At 68.6% G+C, this 18,895-nt stretch carries 22 protein-coding genes and 1 riboswitch; of the genes, 11 read left to right on the plus strand and 11 right to left on the minus strand.

All coding sequences use genetic code 11. The annotated features are described in order from the left end of the window. Nucleotides 1-14: 14 nt before the first annotated feature. A riboswitch (cobalamin riboswitch) is annotated at nt 15-146 on the minus strand. A 181-nt stretch (nt 147-327) separates the two neighbouring features. After that, nucleotides 328-969, plus strand: coding sequence for a LysE family translocator (locus tag ACLJOO_RS10215; protein WP_410786632.1), 642 nt, complete (start codon nt 328-330; stop codon nt 967-969). Here the strand turns inward: ACLJOO_RS10215 and ACLJOO_RS10220 are convergent. The 4 genes from ACLJOO_RS10220 to ACLJOO_RS10235 form a co-directional block, all read right to left on the minus strand. Then, a complete protein-coding gene (locus tag ACLJOO_RS10220) occupies nt 959-2,323 on the minus strand; it encodes an MFS transporter (RefSeq protein WP_410786633.1) in 1,365 nt (454 codons plus the stop codon). The two genes, ACLJOO_RS10215 and ACLJOO_RS10220, sit on opposite strands and share 11 nt — an antisense overlap. A 38-nt stretch (nt 2,324-2,361) precedes the next feature. Beyond that, nucleotides 2,362-2,727 carry a DUF1304 domain-containing protein gene (locus ACLJOO_RS10225; protein WP_410786634.1) on the minus strand — a complete coding sequence of 122 codons (366 nt, stop codon included), beginning with the start codon at nt 2,725-2,727 and terminating at the stop codon, nt 2,362-2,364. A 15-nt stretch (nt 2,728-2,742) separates the two neighbouring features. Beyond that, nucleotides 2,743-3,654 carry a phosphotriesterase gene (locus ACLJOO_RS10230; protein ID WP_410786635.1) on the minus strand — a complete coding sequence of 304 codons (912 nt, stop codon included), beginning with the start codon at nt 3,652-3,654 and terminating at the stop codon, nt 2,743-2,745. Between the two features lie 70 nt (nt 3,655-3,724). After that, nucleotides 3,725-5,419, minus strand: a complete 1,695-nt coding sequence (locus ACLJOO_RS10235) for a DEAD/DEAH box helicase (RefSeq protein WP_410786636.1) — start codon at nt 5,417-5,419, stop codon at nt 3,725-3,727. Nucleotides 5,420-5,611: 192 nt separating this feature from the next. On the opposite strand from ACLJOO_RS10235, the gene ACLJOO_RS10240 reads away from it, so the two are divergent. Then, entirely contained in the window at nt 5,612-6,121 is a 510-nt protein-coding gene (locus ACLJOO_RS10240; protein WP_410786637.1) for a DinB family protein, read from the plus strand. A 3-nt stretch (nt 6,122-6,124) separates the two neighbouring features. Here the strand turns inward: ACLJOO_RS10240 and ACLJOO_RS10245 are convergent, their stop codons facing one another. From ACLJOO_RS10245 to ACLJOO_RS10255, 3 genes are read right to left on the minus strand one after another with little or no spacing between them, the layout of a single operon-like run. Then, on the minus strand, nt 6,125-6,793 hold the full coding sequence (locus tag ACLJOO_RS10245; RefSeq protein ID WP_410786638.1) for a TetR family transcriptional regulator: 669 nt from the start codon (nt 6,791-6,793) through the stop codon (nt 6,125-6,127). Beyond that, complete coding sequence (locus tag ACLJOO_RS10250; protein WP_410786639.1) at nt 6,765-7,175, minus strand: thiol-disulfide oxidoreductase DCC family protein; 411 nt, start codon at nt 7,173-7,175, stop codon at nt 6,765-6,767. Before ACLJOO_RS10250 ends, ACLJOO_RS10245 begins: the two co-directional genes overlap by 29 nt. Before the next feature lie 13 nt (nt 7,176-7,188). Then, on the minus strand, nt 7,189-7,611 hold the full coding sequence (locus ACLJOO_RS10255; protein WP_410786640.1) for a hypothetical protein: 423 nt from the start codon (nt 7,609-7,611) through the stop codon (nt 7,189-7,191). Between the two features lie 120 nt (nt 7,612-7,731). Here ACLJOO_RS10255 and ACLJOO_RS10260 point away from each other — a divergent pair, with 120 nt between their 5' ends. From ACLJOO_RS10260 to ACLJOO_RS10270, 3 genes are all read left to right on the plus strand, one after another. Continuing rightward, nucleotides 7,732-8,766: an amidohydrolase family protein gene (locus ACLJOO_RS10260; protein ID WP_410786641.1), complete on the plus strand. Its 1,035-nt coding sequence runs from the start codon at nt 7,732-7,734 to the stop codon at nt 8,764-8,766. Beyond that, nucleotides 8,763-9,122 carry a YybH family protein gene (locus ACLJOO_RS10265; RefSeq protein WP_410786642.1) on the plus strand — a complete coding sequence of 120 codons (360 nt, stop codon included), beginning with the start codon at nt 8,763-8,765 and terminating at the stop codon, nt 9,120-9,122. Before ACLJOO_RS10260 ends, ACLJOO_RS10265 begins: the two co-directional genes overlap by 4 nt. A gap of 145 nt (nt 9,123-9,267) precedes the next feature. Continuing rightward, nucleotides 9,268-10,707: an ankyrin repeat domain-containing protein gene (locus ACLJOO_RS10270; RefSeq protein ID WP_410786643.1), complete on the plus strand. Its 1,440-nt coding sequence runs from the start codon at nt 9,268-9,270 to the stop codon at nt 10,705-10,707. Here the strand turns inward: ACLJOO_RS10270 and ACLJOO_RS10275 are convergent. Further along, complete coding sequence (locus ACLJOO_RS10275) at nt 10,673-11,776, minus strand: calcium:proton antiporter (RefSeq protein WP_410786644.1); 1,104 nt, start codon at nt 11,774-11,776, stop codon at nt 10,673-10,675. The genes ACLJOO_RS10270 and ACLJOO_RS10275 overlap by 35 nt on opposite strands. Nucleotides 11,777-11,837: 61 nt before the next feature. Here ACLJOO_RS10275 and ACLJOO_RS10280 point away from each other — a divergent pair, with 61 nt between their 5' ends. Next, the gene (locus ACLJOO_RS10280) at nt 11,838-12,338 is read left to right on the plus strand and encodes a GNAT family N-acetyltransferase (RefSeq protein WP_410786645.1); all 501 of its coding nucleotides are present in this window, start codon (nt 11,838-11,840) and stop codon (nt 12,336-12,338) included. Continuing rightward, the gene (locus tag ACLJOO_RS10285; protein WP_410786646.1) at nt 12,335-13,174 is read left to right on the plus strand and encodes an SCO6745 family protein; all 840 of its coding nucleotides are present in this window, start codon (nt 12,335-12,337) and stop codon (nt 13,172-13,174) included. The genes ACLJOO_RS10280 and ACLJOO_RS10285 overlap by 4 nt, the downstream gene beginning before the upstream one ends. Here the strand turns inward: ACLJOO_RS10285 and ACLJOO_RS10290 are convergent. Further along, the gene (locus ACLJOO_RS10290) at nt 13,158-14,081 is read right to left on the minus strand and encodes a LysR family transcriptional regulator ArgP (RefSeq protein WP_410786647.1); all 924 of its coding nucleotides are present in this window, start codon (nt 14,079-14,081) and stop codon (nt 13,158-13,160) included. The genes ACLJOO_RS10285 and ACLJOO_RS10290 overlap by 17 nt on opposite strands. A gap of 75 nt (nt 14,082-14,156) precedes the next feature. On the opposite strand from ACLJOO_RS10290, the gene ACLJOO_RS10295 reads away from it, so the two are divergent. The 3 genes from ACLJOO_RS10295 to ACLJOO_RS10305 all read left to right on the plus strand — a co-directional run bounded on the left by ACLJOO_RS10295 (nt 14,157) and on the right by ACLJOO_RS10305 (nt 16,390). Beyond that, nucleotides 14,157-14,753, plus strand: coding sequence for a LysE/ArgO family amino acid transporter (locus ACLJOO_RS10295; protein ID WP_410786648.1), 597 nt, complete (start codon nt 14,157-14,159; stop codon nt 14,751-14,753). 120 nt (nt 14,754-14,873) lie between these two features. Next, the gene (locus ACLJOO_RS10300) at nt 14,874-15,599 is read left to right on the plus strand and encodes an Abi family protein (RefSeq protein WP_410786649.1); all 726 of its coding nucleotides are present in this window, start codon (nt 14,874-14,876) and stop codon (nt 15,597-15,599) included. A gap of 95 nt (nt 15,600-15,694) precedes the next feature. Beyond that, nucleotides 15,695-16,390 (plus strand): MBL fold metallo-hydrolase, encoded by a 696-nt coding sequence (locus ACLJOO_RS10305; RefSeq protein WP_410787140.1) that lies wholly within the window; start codon nt 15,695-15,697, stop codon nt 16,388-16,390. Here ACLJOO_RS10305 and ACLJOO_RS10310 read toward each other — a convergent pair. Then, nucleotides 16,387-17,298 carry an SDR family oxidoreductase gene (locus tag ACLJOO_RS10310; protein ID WP_410786650.1) on the minus strand — a complete coding sequence of 304 codons (912 nt, stop codon included), beginning with the start codon at nt 17,296-17,298 and terminating at the stop codon, nt 16,387-16,389. The genes ACLJOO_RS10305 and ACLJOO_RS10310 overlap by 4 nt on opposite strands. A gap of 47 nt (nt 17,299-17,345) precedes the next feature. On the opposite strand from ACLJOO_RS10310, the gene ACLJOO_RS10315 reads away from it, so the two are divergent. Beyond that, on the plus strand, nt 17,346-18,038 hold the full coding sequence (locus tag ACLJOO_RS10315) for a TetR/AcrR family transcriptional regulator (RefSeq protein WP_410786651.1): 693 nt from the start codon (nt 17,346-17,348) through the stop codon (nt 18,036-18,038). Here ACLJOO_RS10315 and ACLJOO_RS10320 read toward each other — a convergent pair. Next, nucleotides 17,960-18,880, minus strand: coding sequence for a DMT family transporter (locus tag ACLJOO_RS10320; protein ID WP_410786652.1), 921 nt, complete (start codon nt 18,878-18,880; stop codon nt 17,960-17,962). The genes ACLJOO_RS10315 and ACLJOO_RS10320 overlap by 79 nt on opposite strands. Nucleotides 18,881-18,895: the final 15 nt, after the last annotated feature.

Consider the following 18,895-nt stretch of genomic DNA (forward strand, 5'->3'; position numbering starts at 1 on the left):
GTGCGCGTCCCCTTCGAAAGGCTGCGAGTGCCCGAGCGTCCTGACTTACGAGCCGAAACTCGATCACAGTGGCGCGGCCGCGCCGGCTTCTCACCGGCTTCCCTCATGGCACCGCAGGTTGACCCTCGAACCGTAGGGTCCCACCCACCCCCCGGTCAACGCACCACGGCACACCGGTGACCTATCCCACCCCAGGTGAGACAGCAGACGAGGGGTTATCCGCTGGTCTTGTGCCTTCTCCCCTGGTGTACGAGGGGAGAACCCCCAACGCGAGGGGATATCCAATTCTGTGTAGGCGGTGTGCGGCTCTCCGTCTACTCTGAGGAGATGCCGTCCGCTCATCACTTGTTTGCGTTTGCGATCACTGCGTTCATCATCATCGTCGTGCCGGGGCCGAGTGTGTTGTTCATTGTGGGGCGGGCGCTGGCGGTTGGGCGGCGCGAGGCCGTGTTGACGATGGTGGGGAACACGCTTGGCGCGGCGGTTTTGCTGGGTGGGATCTCGGTTGGGCTTGGGACGTTGATTGCTGCGAGTGCGGTGGCGCTGACCGTGGTGAAGCTCGTTGGGGCGGCGTACCTGATCTATCTCGGGGTGCAGGCGTTTCGGTCGCGGAAGTCGTTGGTCGAGGCGATGCGGGGTACCGCGAAACCGAGCAGTACCCGGCGGACCATCCGGCAGGGGTTCCTGGTGGGGGTGACGAATGCGAAGACGGCGGTGTTCTTTGCTGCTGTGCTGCCGCAGTTCGTCGACAAGGGGGCCAGTGCGCCGGCGTGGGCGCAGATCCTGGTGCTCGGGCTGATCTTCATCCTGATCGCGCTCTGCTCGGACAGCGTCTGGGCGTTCGTGGCCGGTACGGCGCGCGAGTGGTTCGCTCGCTCACCACGCCGGCTCGAGCTGGTCGGCGGCACCGGCGGCCTGATGATCATCGGCCTCGGCGCCAGCATCGCGGTGACAGGCTCTAAGGAGTAGCGGTACGGCGGCCTGCGGGTACTCCGAGGAGTGCGAGCAAGGCCGGGAGGCCGAAGGCGATCAGGTAGGCCAGCACGGCGGAGTGCGGTTCCATGGCTGCGAACAGCGAGCCGCCGATCGCGAGGATTGTTGCGGTTGACAACGAGTCGCTCAGCTGGAGGGCGGAGCTGTTGGCGCCCTGCTCGTCGCGTTCGGAGTACTCCAGGACCAGGACCGACAGCGTCGGGAACACGGTTCCCATGCCCAGGCCGGTGAGGCTCCAGCCGAGGATGCCGACCAGGATCGGGACGTCCGGGTTGAGCGTCAGCGCTGCCGTGACGATGCCGACCAGGATCGCGAGCATGCCGGCCTGCAGGAAGACCGCGTGGGAGAACGGCTGGTTCGGCCGACCGCGGTACCAGGACGCAGCGGACCAGCTCAGCGCGCTGACCGTCAGCACGAGCCCGGCGAGTGCCGGCGACAGACCGCGTTCCCGGGTGAGCATCAACGGCAGGAACACCTCCGCGCCGAACCCGGAGGCCGCCACCAGCCCGCGCAGTGCGATCACCGACGGCAGCCCGCGGCCGAACGCGAACGTCCCGGATGGCAACAGCCGCGGCGCAAACGCGACCACCCCGGCCAGACCGATCACGAGCAGCACGATCTGTACGACGCCGCGCTGCTGCCCGCCGTAGTGCAGCAGCCCGACACCTACCGCGGCCGCGACTGCCCACAGCGCCCGCTTGTCCCACAGCTTCCCCGGACGTACGTCGTACGCGCTACCGCGAGCCAGACCGGGTCGCATCACGAGCGCGGCCGGGATCGCGATCGCCGGTACGGCGAGGAACACGAGCCGCCAGCTCGAGTGCTCCACGATCAGGCCGGCGATCGCGGGACCGACGAGGGACGGTACGACCCAGCCGGTCGCGAACGCGGCGAAGATCCGCGGGCGGAGACGGGCCGGGTACAGCTGACCCACGACGACGTACAGCGCGACCGTGAGCAGGCCGGAGCCGAAGCCTTGGATGATCCGGCCCGCGACGAGGATCTCCATCGACGGCGCCAGGCCCGCGATCAACAGCCCGGCCAGGAACCACGCCGTACCGTGCCAGAGCGGCCGGGTCGGGCCCTTCAGGTCGCTCCAGGTGCCGGAGACAACCATCGCGACAACCCCAGAGGCAAGCGGGCCGCCGAACGCGAGCGCGTACAGCGGAAGGCCGTCGAGCGCCTGCGCGACGGTCGGCATCGCGGTCGCGACCGCCAGGGACTCGAACGCGACCAGGGTGATCAGCGCGACCATCCCGACGGTCAATGCGCGGTACTGCGGTGAAAGGACGCCGCCTGTCTCAACAGTTGGCTCGGCAACGATGGTCATGCCGACGACCATCGTTGCTCAAGTGCACTTTAAGTCAACTAGACAACCGCGGCGAGAACCAGAGCGAGGATCGGCGGCACGGCCTGGGCGGCGGCGGCGCGGAGCATGCGACGGTCGGACGCAATGAGCACGATCCCGGCGCCGGCCATGCACGCGCAGGCGAACAGGGCGATGGCGTGGCCCTTGTCGCCACCCCAGACCAGGCCGCCGAGCGCACCGATCGCCAGGAACAGGTTGTAGAAGCCCTGGTTGAACGCCCACGGCCGAGCAGTCTCGACCTCGGTGTCCTTCACCAGGAACCGCCGGTAGGTGCTCGGCTTCCGGAACAGCACGCTTTCCATGGCGAAAACGACCACATGGAACACGCCCGCGACAACAACGAAGATCTGCGCGATCACGCTCATGCGGGGAACGTACCGCTACGCCCGCCAATCCGTCGCGAAGGCGCGCGCTGGGTTGTTCCGGAACACCGCGTCGGCGACATCCGCACCGAAGTACCGCGTGATCCGCGGCCTGAGGTGGGTCAGCAGGTACGGCATCCCCGGCCCCTCGCCGGTCGCGGCCCGGGCGCGGGCCGTCGTGGTGTCGCCGCCGAGCAGCAGGCGGTCCGCGTACCCCGCGTCGATCAGCGCCGCGAGGCAATCGGTCAGCCGTGGATCGGTCGCGTTGTTGGCCCGCGACGGCCCGTCGAACGCCAACCACGCTCCCCGCTGCGCCAGTTCGAGATGCACGCGGTGATCCGGAAACCGGTTGAGATGCCCGAGAATCACCGCGCCCGGGTGTACGTCGAGCTTGTCGACGAGCAGATCGAGTACGGCGTCCGCGGCGGAACCGAGCTCGTGATGGATGGCGATCGGCGCGTTGGTCGCGTGATGAGCCTCGGCCGCTGCCCGCATCACGAGCTCGGCATGTACGTCGAGGACGTGGAACCCGCCGGCCACCTTGATCAGCCCGGCGCGGACCTGGGTGTCGCCGATACCGGTCGTCAGCTCGCGGACGAAGATCTCGGCCAGCTGGTCCTGCACCTTGTCGACGTACCCGTCCGGGTAGTGCTCACGCCGGTGCATTCCGGTCGCCGCGACGATCGAAACGCCTGTGCTGGTTGAGATTCCGGGCAGGAGGCCGGCTTGCCGGTTCAGCCCGTGCGGGGTCCATTGCACGATCGCCTGGCCGCCCGCATCCGCGAACGCCCGCACCTCGGCAACCGCTGCCGCCTCGTCGTCCAACTCCTGCCCTGGGAGGACCACAGAGCGGAAGAACAGGTGGTCGTGCGAGTCGGTCACGCCGAGCGCTTCCGGCACGAGGTCGTTCAGGACCGTACGGATCCGCATCAGAACCTCTCTGTCAGGTCACGGCACCAGCAGTGGAAACCGTAACCCGACAGAGGTGCCTGTCAGCGAGTCAGCGGCCTCGGCGGGAGCCGCCGGCGCGCGAGCCTGCGGAGAACGCAGCGGCTCCGGCGGGACGAGCCGCCGATCCCGGAGTGCTCGTGCTGTAGCTCCTCGGGCCGCCCGAGCCGGCGCGGGACTTGGAGCGGCCGGAGCCCCGCGAGCCACCGGCCGCGCGGGTCGCCTGGCCAGAACCCGTTTGGCCTGACCGCTTGCCAGTCGCCTGCTGAGCCGGGCCCGCAGCGCGCCGACGGCGATTGCCGCGGCCCGATCCGCTGCCGCCCGAGCCCGCGACGCGTTCCTGCTGGACCGGCCTGGCCGTCGGCTCGACGAAGGTTCGTTCGCCCGGGGCCAGCTCGGACAGCAGCGGGTGGTCGGCGCCGAGCTTGGTGACCTTCGGGGCGATGCCGGCCTTGCGGGTCAGGTCGCGGACGTCGCGAACCTGCTCGTCGGTCATGAGGGTGACCACGGTCCCCTCGGCACCGGCGCGCGCCGTGCGGCCGGAGCGGTGCAGGTACGCCTTGTGTTCGATCGGCGGGTCGGCGTGGATCACGAGCGTCACGTTGTCGACGTGGATGCCACGGGCTGCGATGTCGGTGGCAACCAGCGTCTTCGCCGTACCTTCGGAGAAGGCCTCCAGGTTGCGTGTACGGGCGCCCTGGGACAGGTTGCCGTGCAACTCGACAGCGGGGACGCCTTGGGCGATCAGCTTCTTCGTGAGCGACTTGGCGCCGTACTTCGTCCTGGTGAACACCAGCGATCGGCCCGGCGCGGCGGTCAGGTCGACGAGGACCGGGAGCCGGGTGTCGGGCTGGACGTGCAGGACGTGGTGCGTCATCTGGGAGACCGGCGAGCGGGCCGAGTCGACGCTGTGCGTGACCGGGTCGGTCATGAAGCGCCGGACGAGAACGTCGACGCCGGCGTCCAGCGTGGCGGAGAACAGCAGCCGCTGCGCCGTGGCAGGCGTTGCCTCGAGAATCCGGCGTACGGCGGGAAGGAACCCGAGGTCGGCCATGTGGTCGGCCTCGTCGAGCACGGTGATCTCGACCGCGCCGAGCTTCGCGTGACCGGCCTGGACGTGGTCCTCGAGCCGTCCCGGGCAGGCGACGACGATGTCGGCGCCCTTGCGCAGACCGGTGATCTGCGGGCCGTGACCGACCCCGCCGAAGATCGTCATCGAGCGCAGGCCGAGCGCGTCGGCGAGCGGCGTGATCGAGGCCTGGATCTGGGTCGCGAGCTCACGGGTCGGAGCGAGGATCAGCGCACGCGGGTAGTTGGGGCGGCGCTTGGTGCCGCTGGTCGCGAGCCGCGCGAGGACCGGCAGGACGAACGCGTAGGTCTTGCCCGAGCCGGTCCGTCCGCGACCGAGGACATCCTTGCCGGCCAGCGAATCCGGCAACGTGGCTGCCTGGATCGGAAACGGCTTCTCTACCCCGGCCGCGGCCAAGGTGGCCACCAGCCGATCGGGTACGCCGAGCTCCGCGAAGCTGCGGTTGTCGGGGGCAACCGTTTCGGTCGCCTCGTCATCGTTGCTGATGGCAACTTCGAACTGCTGCTCGGTGGCAGCGGACTGCTGGTTGCGGGCGGCACCTGAACGGCGCCGACGACGCGGCCGTGACTGCCCGGCCGGCTTGTCGCCGGCGGGCGTGCGGGACGCGGAGGTGGATTGGTTGGACGTGGTTGTAGACGTGAGGCGGCGGGCCGCCATAGTGGTACTCCAAAAGTTCGGGGGTCGTCCTGCCCGGCGCGGCCCTGGCCGCGGCGCGTGGTGGTCGACTGCTGGCGCACAGTAATTGCGCTCACCGGCCCGAGGCAGAACTGGGCGGGCCGTCGGAACTAGTTTACGGCACAGCGGGGCCGTTTCTTACGGGACGCTCGTCACACGGGTTAGGTTCTGCCTGTGACGGAACAGTTTCGGGTTGATCCACCGACCACCGCCGACGAGCGGGCGCTGCTGCAAGGGTTCCTCGACTTCCATCGCGGGACGCTGCTCTGGAAGCTCTCCGGGCTCACCGGCGAGCAGCTCGTCCAGCGCGCCGTGGACCCGTCCAGCATGTCGTTGATCGGACTCGTCCGGCACTTGAGCGAGGTCGAGAAGTACTGGTTCCATCGGGCGCTGGCGGGCCACGACTCGCCGCCGAAGCACTGGTCCGCCGAGTACCCGGACGGTGATTTCGACCTCGCCGATCCCGCCGCGGTCGAGCAGGATCTCGAGGAGTTCCGCGAGATCATCAAGACCTCGGACGCCCTGGCCGCGAACTACGCGCTGGACGACACGTTCCTCCGCCCCGGCCACGAACCGCCGTACTCGCTCCGCTACCTCTACATCCACATGATCGAGGAGTACGCCCGCCACAACGGCCACGCCGACCTGCTCCGCGAACGCCTGGACGGCTCCACCGGCGAGTAGGTCCTACGGCTTGATCGAGTTGATCAGGGCGACGATGTCGTTGGTCACGCCTCGGACGCCGGGGATGCGGGTCAGGCGGAGCAGGCGATCCACGAGCGGCACCGCGCGGTCGATCAGGGCGCGGGTTCGGCGGACGTCCTCGGACCGGTCGTGGACCCAGAACAGGACCACGCCCATCTGGAGCAGCCAGAGCAGTTCGGGCAGTTCGGTCTTGAGGTCGGCGGCCAACTTCAGGTCGGAGCCGTCGATGACCCGGCGGAAGATCTCGACACTCGCATCCCTCGCCGGGCGCGATTCCTCGCTGAACGGCGACAACGGGCTGCGCGGATCGGCCGCCGTCTTGAAGAACGTGCCGGCGAACTCGTGGTACGGCGCGGACACGTCCAGCCACGTCCGCAGTACGCCGGCCAACCGCGGCACGAACGCCTTCTCGGTCGCGAGAATCGGCTCGACCGCCTCGCGGTGCTGGTCCTGCAGCAGGTCGTAGTACGCCTGCATCAGGTGGTCCTTGGAACCGTAGTAGTAGTACGCGTTCCCCACCGACACGCCCGCCTCGTTGGCGATCGCGCGCATCGTGGTCTTCCCGTACCCCTGCTCCCGGAACAACCGCAGCGCGGTCGACAGGATCAGCTCACGCGTCTGTTCACCCTTCGCGGTCGCACTGTCCGTCACACCCGTCAGCGTAATCACCTCCACTCAACCGCCGCAGCCCCGCCGCCGCTTGGACGATCGCCCGCGCCACCGGCCGCATCGCCGGACTCGCCAGTCGTACGGCGGTGTGCCGGTGCTCCCCCGTGGCCCACAGACACACGATCCAGGCGCGATCGCCGACGTACACGGACCCGTCGTCGGCGACCACGGTCACGTCCCGCAGCGTCGCGTCATGATCCAGCGCGGGGTAGAGCGTCCGCGCATCCGTCGACCCCGCCGCGACGAACCGCAGACGCACCACCCCGCCGTACTCGTCCGGCGCCGGGTGCTGTGCCGCCAGCCAGTCCTTGAAGCGGCGGCACATTCCGCAATGGGCGTCGTACAGAACCGTCAACTCACGCACGCTTCGGCGGCCTTCAGTACCCGTACCGCTCGGTCATCGCGGCCGGCTGAATGTTGTCGTTCGGGGGCACCGGCGGCCGGGTCATGCTGTCGAGCCGGCTGCGGGTGCGGATCTTGTTGAAGATCCACACATTCGTCAGGTGCACCACCCCGAGCACCAGCATCACGATCCCGAGTTTCACGCTGAGCTGCTCGAAGACCCCGCTCGCGTCCAGCACCGGGCTCCCGCTGCGCAGGAACAGCGTCACGAACCCGAGGTTGATCAGGTAGAACCCGACCACCAGCAGCCGGTTCACCGCGTCGGCGAACTCCGCGTTGCCGTGGAACACGTCGACCAGGAAGATCCGCCCGTTCCGGCTCAGCGTCCGCGCCACCCAGATCGTCAGCGGTACCGCGATCAGCAGGTAGGCCAGGTACGTCGTGACTGTCATGTCCATCTCTCGTCCCCACTCTTGAACACGTTCAACTCTTCTGGTCCTGACCGTACGCCGCTCTTTTGAACATGTTCAAGTCAGGCTGGACGTGATCTGGGTCTCTGCTGAGGCAGGATGATGTTCATGACTTGGGTCTTCGAAGGAACCATCCTTCCCTCCGGTGACACCGCCCGCCTGACGTTCGGCGAGGACCCGTCCGGCGAGCGGTTGCCCGGGCGGTACGCCGTACCGGGTCTGGTCGACTCGCACTGTCACCTGACGCTGGCGGACGGCCCGAACGGGCCGGTCCTCCGCGGCGCGGACTTCGCCGCCGAGCGGCTCGACGAACTCGCCGACGCCGGGGTGAGCGCCGTCCGGGACGTCGGCGGCAACCGCGAGGTCACCCTCGAGCTCGCCCGGACCGCGGACCCCGACCGCCCGCTCGTCCTCGCGGCCGGCCGGTTCCTCGCCCCGAACGGCCGATACTTCCCGGACGCGTACGAACCGGTCGCTCCGGAGGACCTGCTCACCGCGGTCGAGGCCGAGATCGCCGACGGCGCGACCTGGCTGAAACTGGTCGGCGACTTCCCCGAGGTCGGCCCGGACGGCCCGATCCGCGGCAGCAAGGTCGGCCCGTCGTACGAGATCGAGGTGGTCGAGGCGATGGTCGAGCTGGCCCACGCGCGCAACGTCCGCGTCGCGGCCCACGTCAACACCGACCACGTCAGCGAGCTGATCCGGGTCGGCATCGACTCGGTCGAGCACGGTACGGCGCTCACCGAGCAGGACCTGCAGGCGCTCGGCGCGCGGGGCGGCGCGTGGACGCCGACGCTTTGCGCCTCCGTCAGGCCGAGCCCGGACGAGACCCCGGAGCGCAAGATCCGGCGCGAAGAGCGGTCGGCGTACCTCGCGTCGGTCCTCCCGCTCGCCGAGCGGTACGGCGTCCGCGTACTGACCGGGTCCGACGCGGTCGGCACCGTCGCCGCCGAGATCGATCAGCTCGTCAAGCACGGGCTGACCGTGGCGCAGGCGATCACCGCGGCCTCGACCGGCGCGCAGGACTTCCTCGGTCTGAACGGCGCCGGCAACCTCGTCACGTACGAGGCGGATCCGCGCGAGCATCCTGGCGTACTCGCGAAGCCTGCCGCGGTCGTCCTCAACCACGGGCGGATCTCGTGAAGGAGAAGGATCTCGACCGCTGGGTCGATCGGTACCGGAAGGCGTGGGAGAGCAACGATCCCAAGGACATCGCGGCGCTCTGGACCGAGGACGCCGCCTGGTACCGGCGGCCAGACGAACCCCCGGTGACCGGCCGGGACGCGATCGTCGCGGCCTGGCTCGAGATCGCCGACGCACCCGGCGAGACGACGTTCGAGTACGAGATCCTCGGGTTCGGCGACGGCGTCGCGTTCGTCCGCGGCTGGACGACGTACCTGACCAATCCGCCAGGCGAGTTCAGCAACCTCTGGGTGATCCGGCTGGAGAAGGATCGCGCCTACGAGTTCACGGAGTGGTGGATGGAGAAGGCGCGCTGAGTTACGCTGCCGGTAGGCGCTTCAGGGTGCCACCGGTCCGCGGGAAGGGCTCAGCCCACCTGAATGATTGCTGTGGTGTGGCACCAGTTCACCTCCTTTCTCGCCTGACGATGCGGACAGCAGGCTCGTAGAGAGGAGGTCGGCGATGCCGACCCGGAATCTTCCGAACGACCCGCATCTGGACCACTTGCGCGGTCAGGCCAAGACCCTGCTCAAAGGGGTCCGCGCCGGTGAGAGCGCAGCGCTCGCACTGGCTGCTGAGTTCCATCCCGTCGTGGAGACGCTGGCGGACGCGCAGCTAGTGATCGCGCGCAGCTACGGATTCCCCAGCTGGCCGCGGATCGTGCGGCACCTCGAGCTCGTGGACCGCTACAGCCGCTCGCCCCACCGGCAGTCGGTCGGCGGCCCGCTCGACACTCCCGAGCAACGTGCCGACGAGTTCCTCCGCCTCGCGACCTTGCACTACGGACAGGACGATCCGGCCCGGCAACAGTCCGCGCGCGACCTCCTGGAGCGTTACCCGGAGATTGCCCAGAGCAACATCTATACGCAGGTGGTGGCCGGCGATCTCAACGGGATCGACTTCACTCAAGCGAGCACCGAAGGCGGACCGTACCGCTGGGAGCCGCTCCTCTACCTCACGTACAACCGCCTCGACGCACCGAACCAGGTCGAGATCGCCCGCCTGCTGATCGAAAACGGCGCCGACGCCAACGCCGGCTACCTCTGGCAGGGCATGCCGTCACCGTTCACCGCGCTCACCGGCGTCTTCGGCCGCGGCGAAGGCGACCAGCCACCGCACGCGCAGCGCGTCGAGCTGGCCCGGCTCCTCCTCGAGGCCGGCGCCGACCCGAACGACAGCCAGACGATGTACAACTGCGGTCCCGGTTGTCCCCCGCCGTACGACGACGTGCACCTGGAACTCCTGCTGGAGTACGGATTGGGCCGCGGCGACGGCGGCCCGTGGCACGAACGGATGACGACCGCGCACCCGACCCCGCAGCAGCTGCTCGAGGACGAACTCGTGTTCGCATCCTCGGCCGGCCTACTGCACAGGGCCGAACTGGTACTTGCCCAAGGCACCGATCCCGAAGGCCGCGGCACCAGGCACCCGGGGTTCGGCGGCCAGCGCCCGTACGAACTGGCCGCTGTGCAAGGGCACACCGAGATCGCCGAACTGCTCCGCGCGCGAGGCGCCGCGCCGCTGGACGAGATCCACGAGGTGTACGCCGCGGCGATGCGCGGTGAGACACCCGACGTCGACGCCGACCTGGCCGCTCGCGCGGTCGCCCGGATACCGCACTTGCCCGTGCGCGCCGCCGAGGTCGGGCGGGCGGTGGCGATGGAACCGTTGCAGCGACTGGGGTTCGACCTGAACCGGATCTCCGGCGGCGCCGCGCCGATCCACCGGGCCGCACTCAACGGTCACCTGGAGACGGTCAAGAAACTGATCGAACTGGGCGCCGACCCGGGCGTACGCGACCCCAACTACAACGGCAACGCACTGGGTTGGGCCGAGCACAATCACCAGCAAGCGGTGATCGACTACCTCAAGGGCTTACCGCAAGGAACAGGAACGCGCTGAACACCGCGAGGTGAACGGCGCCCTGCAGCAACGTCGCCCGACCGGTCGAGAGGGTGAACATGCCGGTCACGACGGTCAGCGCGAACAGCACCAGCTCCTTGCCGCCCAGCCCGAGGATCAGCGGTCCGTCGAGCCAGATCGAGGCGACCGCGATCGCAGGGATGGTCAGACCGATACTGGCGAGCGCTGAGCCGAGTGCCAGGTTGACGCTGGTCTGGAGACGGTTCCGCAGTGCCGCGCGTACTGCGGCAACTGTCTCCGGCAGCAGCACGAGCAGCGCGATCACAACACCGACGACGGCGAGCGGCGCGCCGGCCGACTCCACCGCGGACTCGAGCCTCGGCGACACGGTCTTGGCGAGCCCGACCACCGAGATCAGGCAGACGAACAGCAGCCCGAGGCTCAGCAGCGCGGTCTTCCCGCTCGGCGCGGCCGCATGGTGGTCCTCGTCCTCGTCGACATCGCCGTCCGGAGCGACCGGCAGGAAGTAGTCCCGGTGCCGGATCGTCTGGATGAACACGAACACGCCGTACAGCACCAACGACGTCACGCCCGCGAACGCCAGCTGCGCCGAACTGAACCGCGGCCCCTCCGCACTCGTCGTGAACGTTGGCAGCACCAAGCTCAGCGTGACCAACGCAGTCGTCACCGAAAGCGCGGAGTACGACGCCTGCACCCGGAACTCCTGCACGCGGTGCCGCAACGAGCCGACGACGAGCGCCAGCCCGAGGATCCCGTTGCAGGTGATCATCACCGCGGCGAACACGGTGTCACGGGCCAGCGACGCGGCCTTGTCGCCACCCGACGCCATCAGCGTGACGATCAGCGCGACCTCGATGATCGTCACGGCGAGCGCGAGGATCAGCGTGCCGAACGGTTCACCGACGCGATGCGCGACGACCTCCGCGTGGTGCACGGCGGCGATCACCGCGGCACCGAGACCGAGACAGACCAGGATCAGCAGGACCGCGCCCAGGTCGCGGTGCCAGGTCCCGAGCAGGACGACGAAGGCGAGCGGCGGCACGGCCAACGTCCAGCGCGGCAGCCCTTGGATCACGGAGTTTGTCATCCTCAGACAGCCTATCGGGAATCCTCTTGGCATCTGGCGGACCTCGGGTGATGCTTCTCTCGTGCAGATCAGGAACGCGACCGCGGACGACTGGCCGGCCATCTGGCCGTTCTTCCATGAGATCGTCACCGCGCGCGAGACGTACACCTACGACCCGAACCTCACCGAGGAGCAGGCCCGCGGGCTCTGGATGTCGCCGTCCAGCTCGCCGCTCGCCCGGACCACCGTCGCGGTCGATGCCGACGGCACCGTTCTCGGCAGCGCGAACATGTACCCGAACCGGCCCGGCCCCGGCGCGCACGTGGCCAGCGCTAGCTTCATGGTCGACGGCAAGGCCCGCGGCAGGGGCGTCGGCCGGCTGCTCTGCGAGGACATGATCGCGTGGGCCGGCCGTTCCGGATTCCGCTCGATCCAGTTCAACGCGGTCGTCGAGACCAACGAACCCGCCGTACGCCTCTGGCAGTCCCTCGGCTTCCGGATCGCCGGCACCGTCCCGGAAGCCTTCGACCACCCCAGGCTCGGGTACGTCGGCCTGCACGTGATGTACCGCCCGCTGCCATGAATCGCGCGCGCCGGATGTGGAAGGTCCTGGAGCCGTACCACGCGATCACGTACTTCTCCCCCGAGACGCGGAAGGCGACCGACGCGCTCGGGCTGAAGGGCGGGTGGATGAGCTACTTCGGCTGCCGTGCCGCGCCTCTCGGCCCGGTCGGTCCGGAGATCGTGGCCGCCGTGTTCTACAACTTCCACCCGGCGATGGTCGCGCGATCACTGCCCGACGCGTGGAGCTACGCCACCCCGGCCCAGCTCCTCGAAGCACGCCTGACGGCTGTGGACAACGCCGTACGCCGGCTGTTCCCGGACTCTGATGTCACGCGGGCGGCCGAGTTGGGGCGGCGGGCGGCGGAGCTCGCGCCGGTTGCGGGGCGGCCGATCGCGGCGGCCAACGCTGCGCTGGAGTGGCCGGACGAGCCGCACCTGGTGCTCTGGCAGGCGACCACGATTCTGCGGGAATCCCGAGGTGACGGGCATGTCGCGGCGCTCGTCGCCGCCGGCCTCAGCCCGTGCCAGGCGCTGGTGACGCTTTCCGCGGCCGGCGGACCGTCGAAGGAGGTCTTCCAGCTCAACCGGCGGTGGAGCGACGAGGAATGGTCGGCCGCCTCAGCAGACCTGCAAAGTCGTGGACTGCTGGACGCCGACGGAACGCTCACCGAGAGCGGGCGGACGTTGCGGCAGCAGGTGGAGGACACCACAGACTCGTTGGCGGATCAGGGCTGGCAAGCGTTGGGCGACGAGCTGTCCACCGAGTTGCACGACCTCGTCCGGCCGCTGAGCGCCGTACTGATGTCCGACGGCCTGATCCCGCCCGACAACCCGATGTCTATGCGCTGGGACTGACCCGAAGGCCTGCCTCCGCAGCACGGAGCACCGCGGCCGTGAGTGCGTCGAGGACGTCGGACTCGAGCTTCCAGTGCTGCCAGTACAGCGGTACGTCGATGTACTTGCCCGGAGCAACTTCCACCAGGCGGCCGGCGGCAATCTCAGGTCCGGCGACCTGGTCCTCGATCATCCCCCAGCCGAGCCCGATCCGGACCGCTTCGTGGAACGGCGCGGACGCCGGGATCGCGTGCGACGGCGGATCCAGTTTCCGCCGGGTCACCTTGCGGACCAGCCGGTGCTGCAGCACGTCCTTCTCGTTGAACACCACCATCGGAGCCTCGGCAAGCGCCTCCGGCAGCGGCTTCCCGGCCAGCCAGCGTTCGGCGTACTCCGGAGTTGCAAGTGGCAGGTACCGCATCTTCCCGAGCCGTACGACGCGGCAGCCCTGGACCGGTCGCGGATCCGCGGTCACCGCGGCCAGGACTGTGCCGTTGCGAAGGTACTCCGCCGAGTGCTCCTCGTCCTCCTGGTGCACCAGGAACCGGGCGTGATGGGTCCGGGACAGGTCGAGCATCGCGGGCAGGAACCAGTTGTTGAGCGAGTCCGCGTTCACCGCGATCGGGATCCGTTGCGCATCGATCGTGCCGCGAACGGCGGCGATCGCCTCGAGTTCGAGCAGCGAAACCTGGCGGGCGAGCCGAAGCAGAGCGGCACCCGCCGCGGTCGCTCGGGCCGGCTTGCCGCGCATGACCACGACCTGACCGAGCCGGCTCTCCAACGCCTTGATCCGTTGGCTGACCGCTGACGGGGTGACGCGCAGCCGCCTGGCGGCCGCGTCGAAGCTGCCTTCGTCGAGGACCGCCACGAACGTCTCGAGCTGCACGGAGTCGAACTGCACAATCTCCCCCACCTCGTCGTCCGCCACGCGATGAAGCAATCCTAATGGTGCATCAGAATCTTTAGCTGGTTTGAAGGCCGCTATCTGCTTACGGTCGAAGACATGCCCCTCCTCGCCGGTTTCGCCACGGCACTGTCGCTGATCGTGGCGATCGGCGCCCAGAACGTGTTCATCCTCCGCCAAGGTCTGCGCCGCGAGCACGTCCTCCCGGTGGTCCTGACGTGTGCGCTCTCCGACGCGATCCTGATCTCCAGCGGCATCCTCGGCCTCGGCGCACTCCTCACCCGCAGCCAGTTGGCCCTCGACATCGCCAAGTTCGGCGGAGCCGCCTTCCTCTACACGTACGCGTTCCTCGCCGCGAAACGCGCTTTCAACCCCGGCGCGATCACGGCCGCCGACCACGGTCCGGCCGCCCTACGCAGCGTCGTACTCGCCTGCCTGGGCTTCACGTACCTCAACCCACACGTCTATCTCGACACCGTCGTACTCCTGGGCTCACTGGCAAACCAACGAGGCACCGACGGCCGCTGGCTCTACGGCCTGGGAGCCGTCACCGCCAGCTTCACCTGGTTCTTCTCCCTAGGCTTCTTCTCCCGCAAACTCTCAACTCTCTTCGCCCGCCCCCGAGCCTGGCAACTCCTCGACTCGTCCATAGCCCTCCTCATGACCACCCTCGCCACCTGGATGCTCCTCGCCTGATATCCACAACCCCAGAATTCGCCTTGGTCGCTACCCGCGCATCCGGATAGACTGTGAGTAGCAAGACCAGCCCCTCTGCCCACTCGGGCACGGGCTGGTCGTCTTTTCCGGGGGATTCACGTGCTGCCCTACACGAAGCCACACCTGTCCTTCGACGACCAAGTCCAGCTCCTGAAGAGCCGAGGCATGGTCGTCGACGACCCCGCCGCAGCAGCCGAACTGCTGAGCGTGGTCGGCTACTACCGATTGAGCGGCTACGGGTACCCGTACCGTCGCCAGCTCGGCAACAGACAACGCGACGACCAATTCGTCGCCGGTACGAACTTCAGCACGGTGGTTCGGCTGTACGACGCCGACCGCCGGCTCAAGCTGCATGTCCTGGACGACGTTGAACGAGTGGAGATCCTCGACCTCGGCTCCGCCGCACACCTGTACCGCGGGCTGAAGGCGGTCGACCGCACCGCGATCGCGCAGGACCTGGACATCGTCGACGGCCTCGGTCGCGGCAACGGCCACACGCTGGGCAACTGGCTGCGCGTCCTGAACTATGTCCGCAACATCTGCGCGCATCACTCCCGGCTGTGGAACCGGCACATGGTCAACAAGATCGGTGCGCGGCAACTGGCCACCATCCCCGAACTGCAGCACCTCAGCGCCCCGGAGGTGAGCCATCACCGGATCTACTCGACGCTATGCGTCCTGGCGTTCTTGCTCCAGCGGATCGGTCAGGGGGACTGGGCTTCGGGGGTGCGTGAGTTGATCACCGTGGAGATTCCGGCGTGTGGTCGGGGGTTGTCGGAGATGGGGTTTCCTGCTGGGTGGGAGGGGCGTTGGCCGTGGATGTGACGGTGTTGTGTGATGCGGTGGCGGTGTTTCCGGAGGGGGTTTCGGAGGCGTTGCCTGGGTGGGGGTTGGAGGAGGCGGCGTGGACGGGGCGGGTGATGCCGGGGAATGTTCGGGGGGATGGGTGGTTGCTGCATTTTCATAGCTATTTGGTGGTGTCTGACGCGGGTGTGGTGTTGGTGGATGCGGGGGTTGGGCCGGCTGGTGGGGATGCGGCCGAGTGGTTGGGGGTTGCGGGGCGGTTGCCTCAGTTGATGGGGCAGGTGGGGGTAGAGGCGGGGGACGTGGATGCGGTCGTGTTGACGCATGTGCACTCGGATCATGTGGGGTGGGTGTCGGACGGGGTGCGAGCGGGGTTTCCGCGGGCGGAGTACGTCGTACAGCGGGATGAGCTCGAGCATGTGCGGGGTGGGTCGACGTACTCGAAGCGGATCCGGCCGATCGAGGAGGCCGGGCAGCTGCGGGTGGTCGACGGGGAGGTCGCGCTGCGCGGGATGCGGTTGGTGCCCACGCCGGGGCATACGCCCGGGCATCAGTCGGTGGTGACGGAGCGCGCGATCCTCGGTGGTGATGTGCTCGTGCATCCGGCGCAGGCGCGCTGGCCGGAGCTGACGTACGTGTACGAGCGCGACCCCGCCGTCGCCATCACCTCACGCCGCGAACTCCTCGCGATGGCAGCCGCAACAGGCATTCCCATCGCCGCCGCCCACCCTCACGCCCCACTGTCCGCCGACGCCTCGCCGGTAGCAGTTGGGTCGGGTGGCGACGATGTCTGCCCGCCGTACAAGATTTAGCGGTAGCCGGTGGTGTTGGCGGGTTTGCCGGGTTGTTCGACCTCGACGATGTAGCGCCAGGCGTCGGGGCGGGAGCCGTCCAGGTCGGTGAAGCTGTAGATCTGGGCCAGTTCGCCGCTCGACGTGGACTTGCCGTTCCAGCGTCGTACGTCGGGGTCCGCCGCGAGGGCTGCCACCGCGCGGCCGACGTACGACGGGCTTTCGGAGATCGCGAAGTGCGGGATCCGTTCGGTCGCGTCCCGCCAGTTCTCCTCGCGGACGCCGAATCCTTCGAGCATCGCCTCGGACCGCAACCAGCCGGGCGTGAGCAGTACGGCGGTCGCGTCGTACTTGTCCAACTCGTGCGCCAACGCGAACGCGATCCGCCCGACCGCGCCCTTCGCGACGTCGTAGAAGAACGAGACGCGGTAGTTGTCGGCGTTGTACTCGCTCGTCCCGTCGGTCATCTCGATCACCAGCCCGCCGGGTGACTTGATCAGCAACGGCAACGCATAGTGGCTGGTGATCACATGCGTGTTCACGCCCAGCTGCAGCAGCCGGAGACCGCCCTCGAGATCGCTCTCCCACACGGTCTTGTCCCACTCGGGCTCGCCGTGCTGACCCCAGATGTCGTTCACCAGGATGTGCAGCGCGCCCTGCTCGCGGTCGATCCGCTCGACCAGCGCACGGACCTGTTCCGGATCCAGATGATCCACAGGTACGGCGATGCCGTGGCCGCCTGCCTTGTCGACCAGTTCGGCGGTCTCCTCGATCGTCTCCGGCCGATTCATCTCGGACCGCCGGTCCCGCGTGCTGCGCCCGGTCACGTACACGGTCGCGCCGGCCGCGCCGAGCTCGACCGCGATTCCGCGCCCGGCTGCCCGGGTCGCACCGGTGACCAGCGCCACCTTTCCCGCCAACGGCTGCATGCCGCCCTCCTTATCCATACGTTGTACGATTATGTACCATACGTCGTATGGTTAATGGCGGCAAGCGCTCCGGCCGACCCCGCGCCGGGGAGGAGCGGCTGAGCCGGGACGCGATCCTGACCGCCGCGCTCGGGATCGTCGACGACGAGGGCATCGACGCGCTGACCATGCGCCGGTTGGCGGCCATGCTGAAGGTCAACCCGATGTCGCTGTACCACCACCTGCCGAACAAGGCCGCCGTCCTCGCCGGCCTCGCGGAGCTCGTGTTCGCCGGCCTGGAACTCCCCGACCCAGGCGACGCCGTTCCGTGGGACGAGCAGCTCAAGCAGGCCGCCCGCGCGTACCGCGACGGCCTCCGCCAGCACCCGAACCTCGCGCTCCAGGTCCTGTCGGACACGTCCGCGGTGTCGGATGTCGTCGTGGTCACGATGGAGCCGTTCTACCGGGCCCTCGACCGGGCCGGCCTTACACCGCGGGAGATTTTCGAGGCCGCGAACACCCTGATCGACTTCATCCACGGCTTCAGCCTCGGCGAGGCGTCGGTGCGCGCGGAGACGTTCGAGCTCGCCCCCGACCTGCTCACCCGGGTCCGCGCGCTGCCCGCGCACAAGGCCCCGACCCTGACCCGGATCGTCAACGACCTCGGCGCGGACGGCCTGGCCTACGACTTCGACAGCGGCTTCGAGTCCGGACTGTCGACTTTGACCGCAGGTATCGCGGCGACAGTCCGCCGCCGGTAGCGCGAGACCGCTACCCCGAGCAGGCACAGCACGCCACCGGCGTACGCGAGCGGTGCCGGACCCTCGCCGAGCAGCAGCCAGCCCAGGAAGATCGTGATCGGCGGGACGAGGTACGTCGTGGCGCCCATCCGTCCCGCTGTCGTTCGAGCCAACGCGTAAGCCCAAGTGGTAAAGGCGATCGCCGTCGGGAACGCGCCGAGGAACACCACCCACCAGATCGTCGAAGGCCGCACCTCGCGGACCAGCGCGGGCCCGAACGGCAGGCAGGCAACGGCGCCGATCACGCACGACAACCAGGTCACCTCCAGCGCGGGCAGTCGTGCGAGCAGCGGCTTCTGCGACACGACCCCGATCGCGTACGCCGCCGCGGCCGCCAGGCAGAGCACAACACCCCACGCCTCGGCATCACCATCCGCAGATGACAGGCCGATCAACACGACACCGCCGAACGCAACAGCACTCCCGATCACCAACTGCCGCGGGAAGCCCTCCCTCAGGAACACCCCAGCCAGCAACGCGATCAGCAGCGGCCCGATGTTCACGAGCATCGCCGTCGTCCCCGCGTCCAGGTGCCGCTCCGCCGCGTTCAAGGCGAGGTTGTACGCCCCGAACCAGAGCAACCCGCACATCAGCAGGAGCTTCCAATCTTCACGAGCCGGCCAACGCCGCGGCCGCGTGAACACGAGAATCCCCAGAAGCACACTGCCGACCAGGAGCCGCCCGAGCGACAGCGCACCGGCCGACATCTCCTGGCCGACATGGCGGATCGCGACGAACGCCGACGCCCACAACACCACCGTCACCGCGGCCGCGCCGGCGGCCAGCACACCCTGCTTCCTCATACTGATTGAACGCTC

This window comes from Kribbella sp. C-35 (assembly GCF_046549195.1).
GTDB lineage: Bacteria > Actinomycetota > Actinomycetes > Propionibacteriales > Kribbellaceae > Kribbella.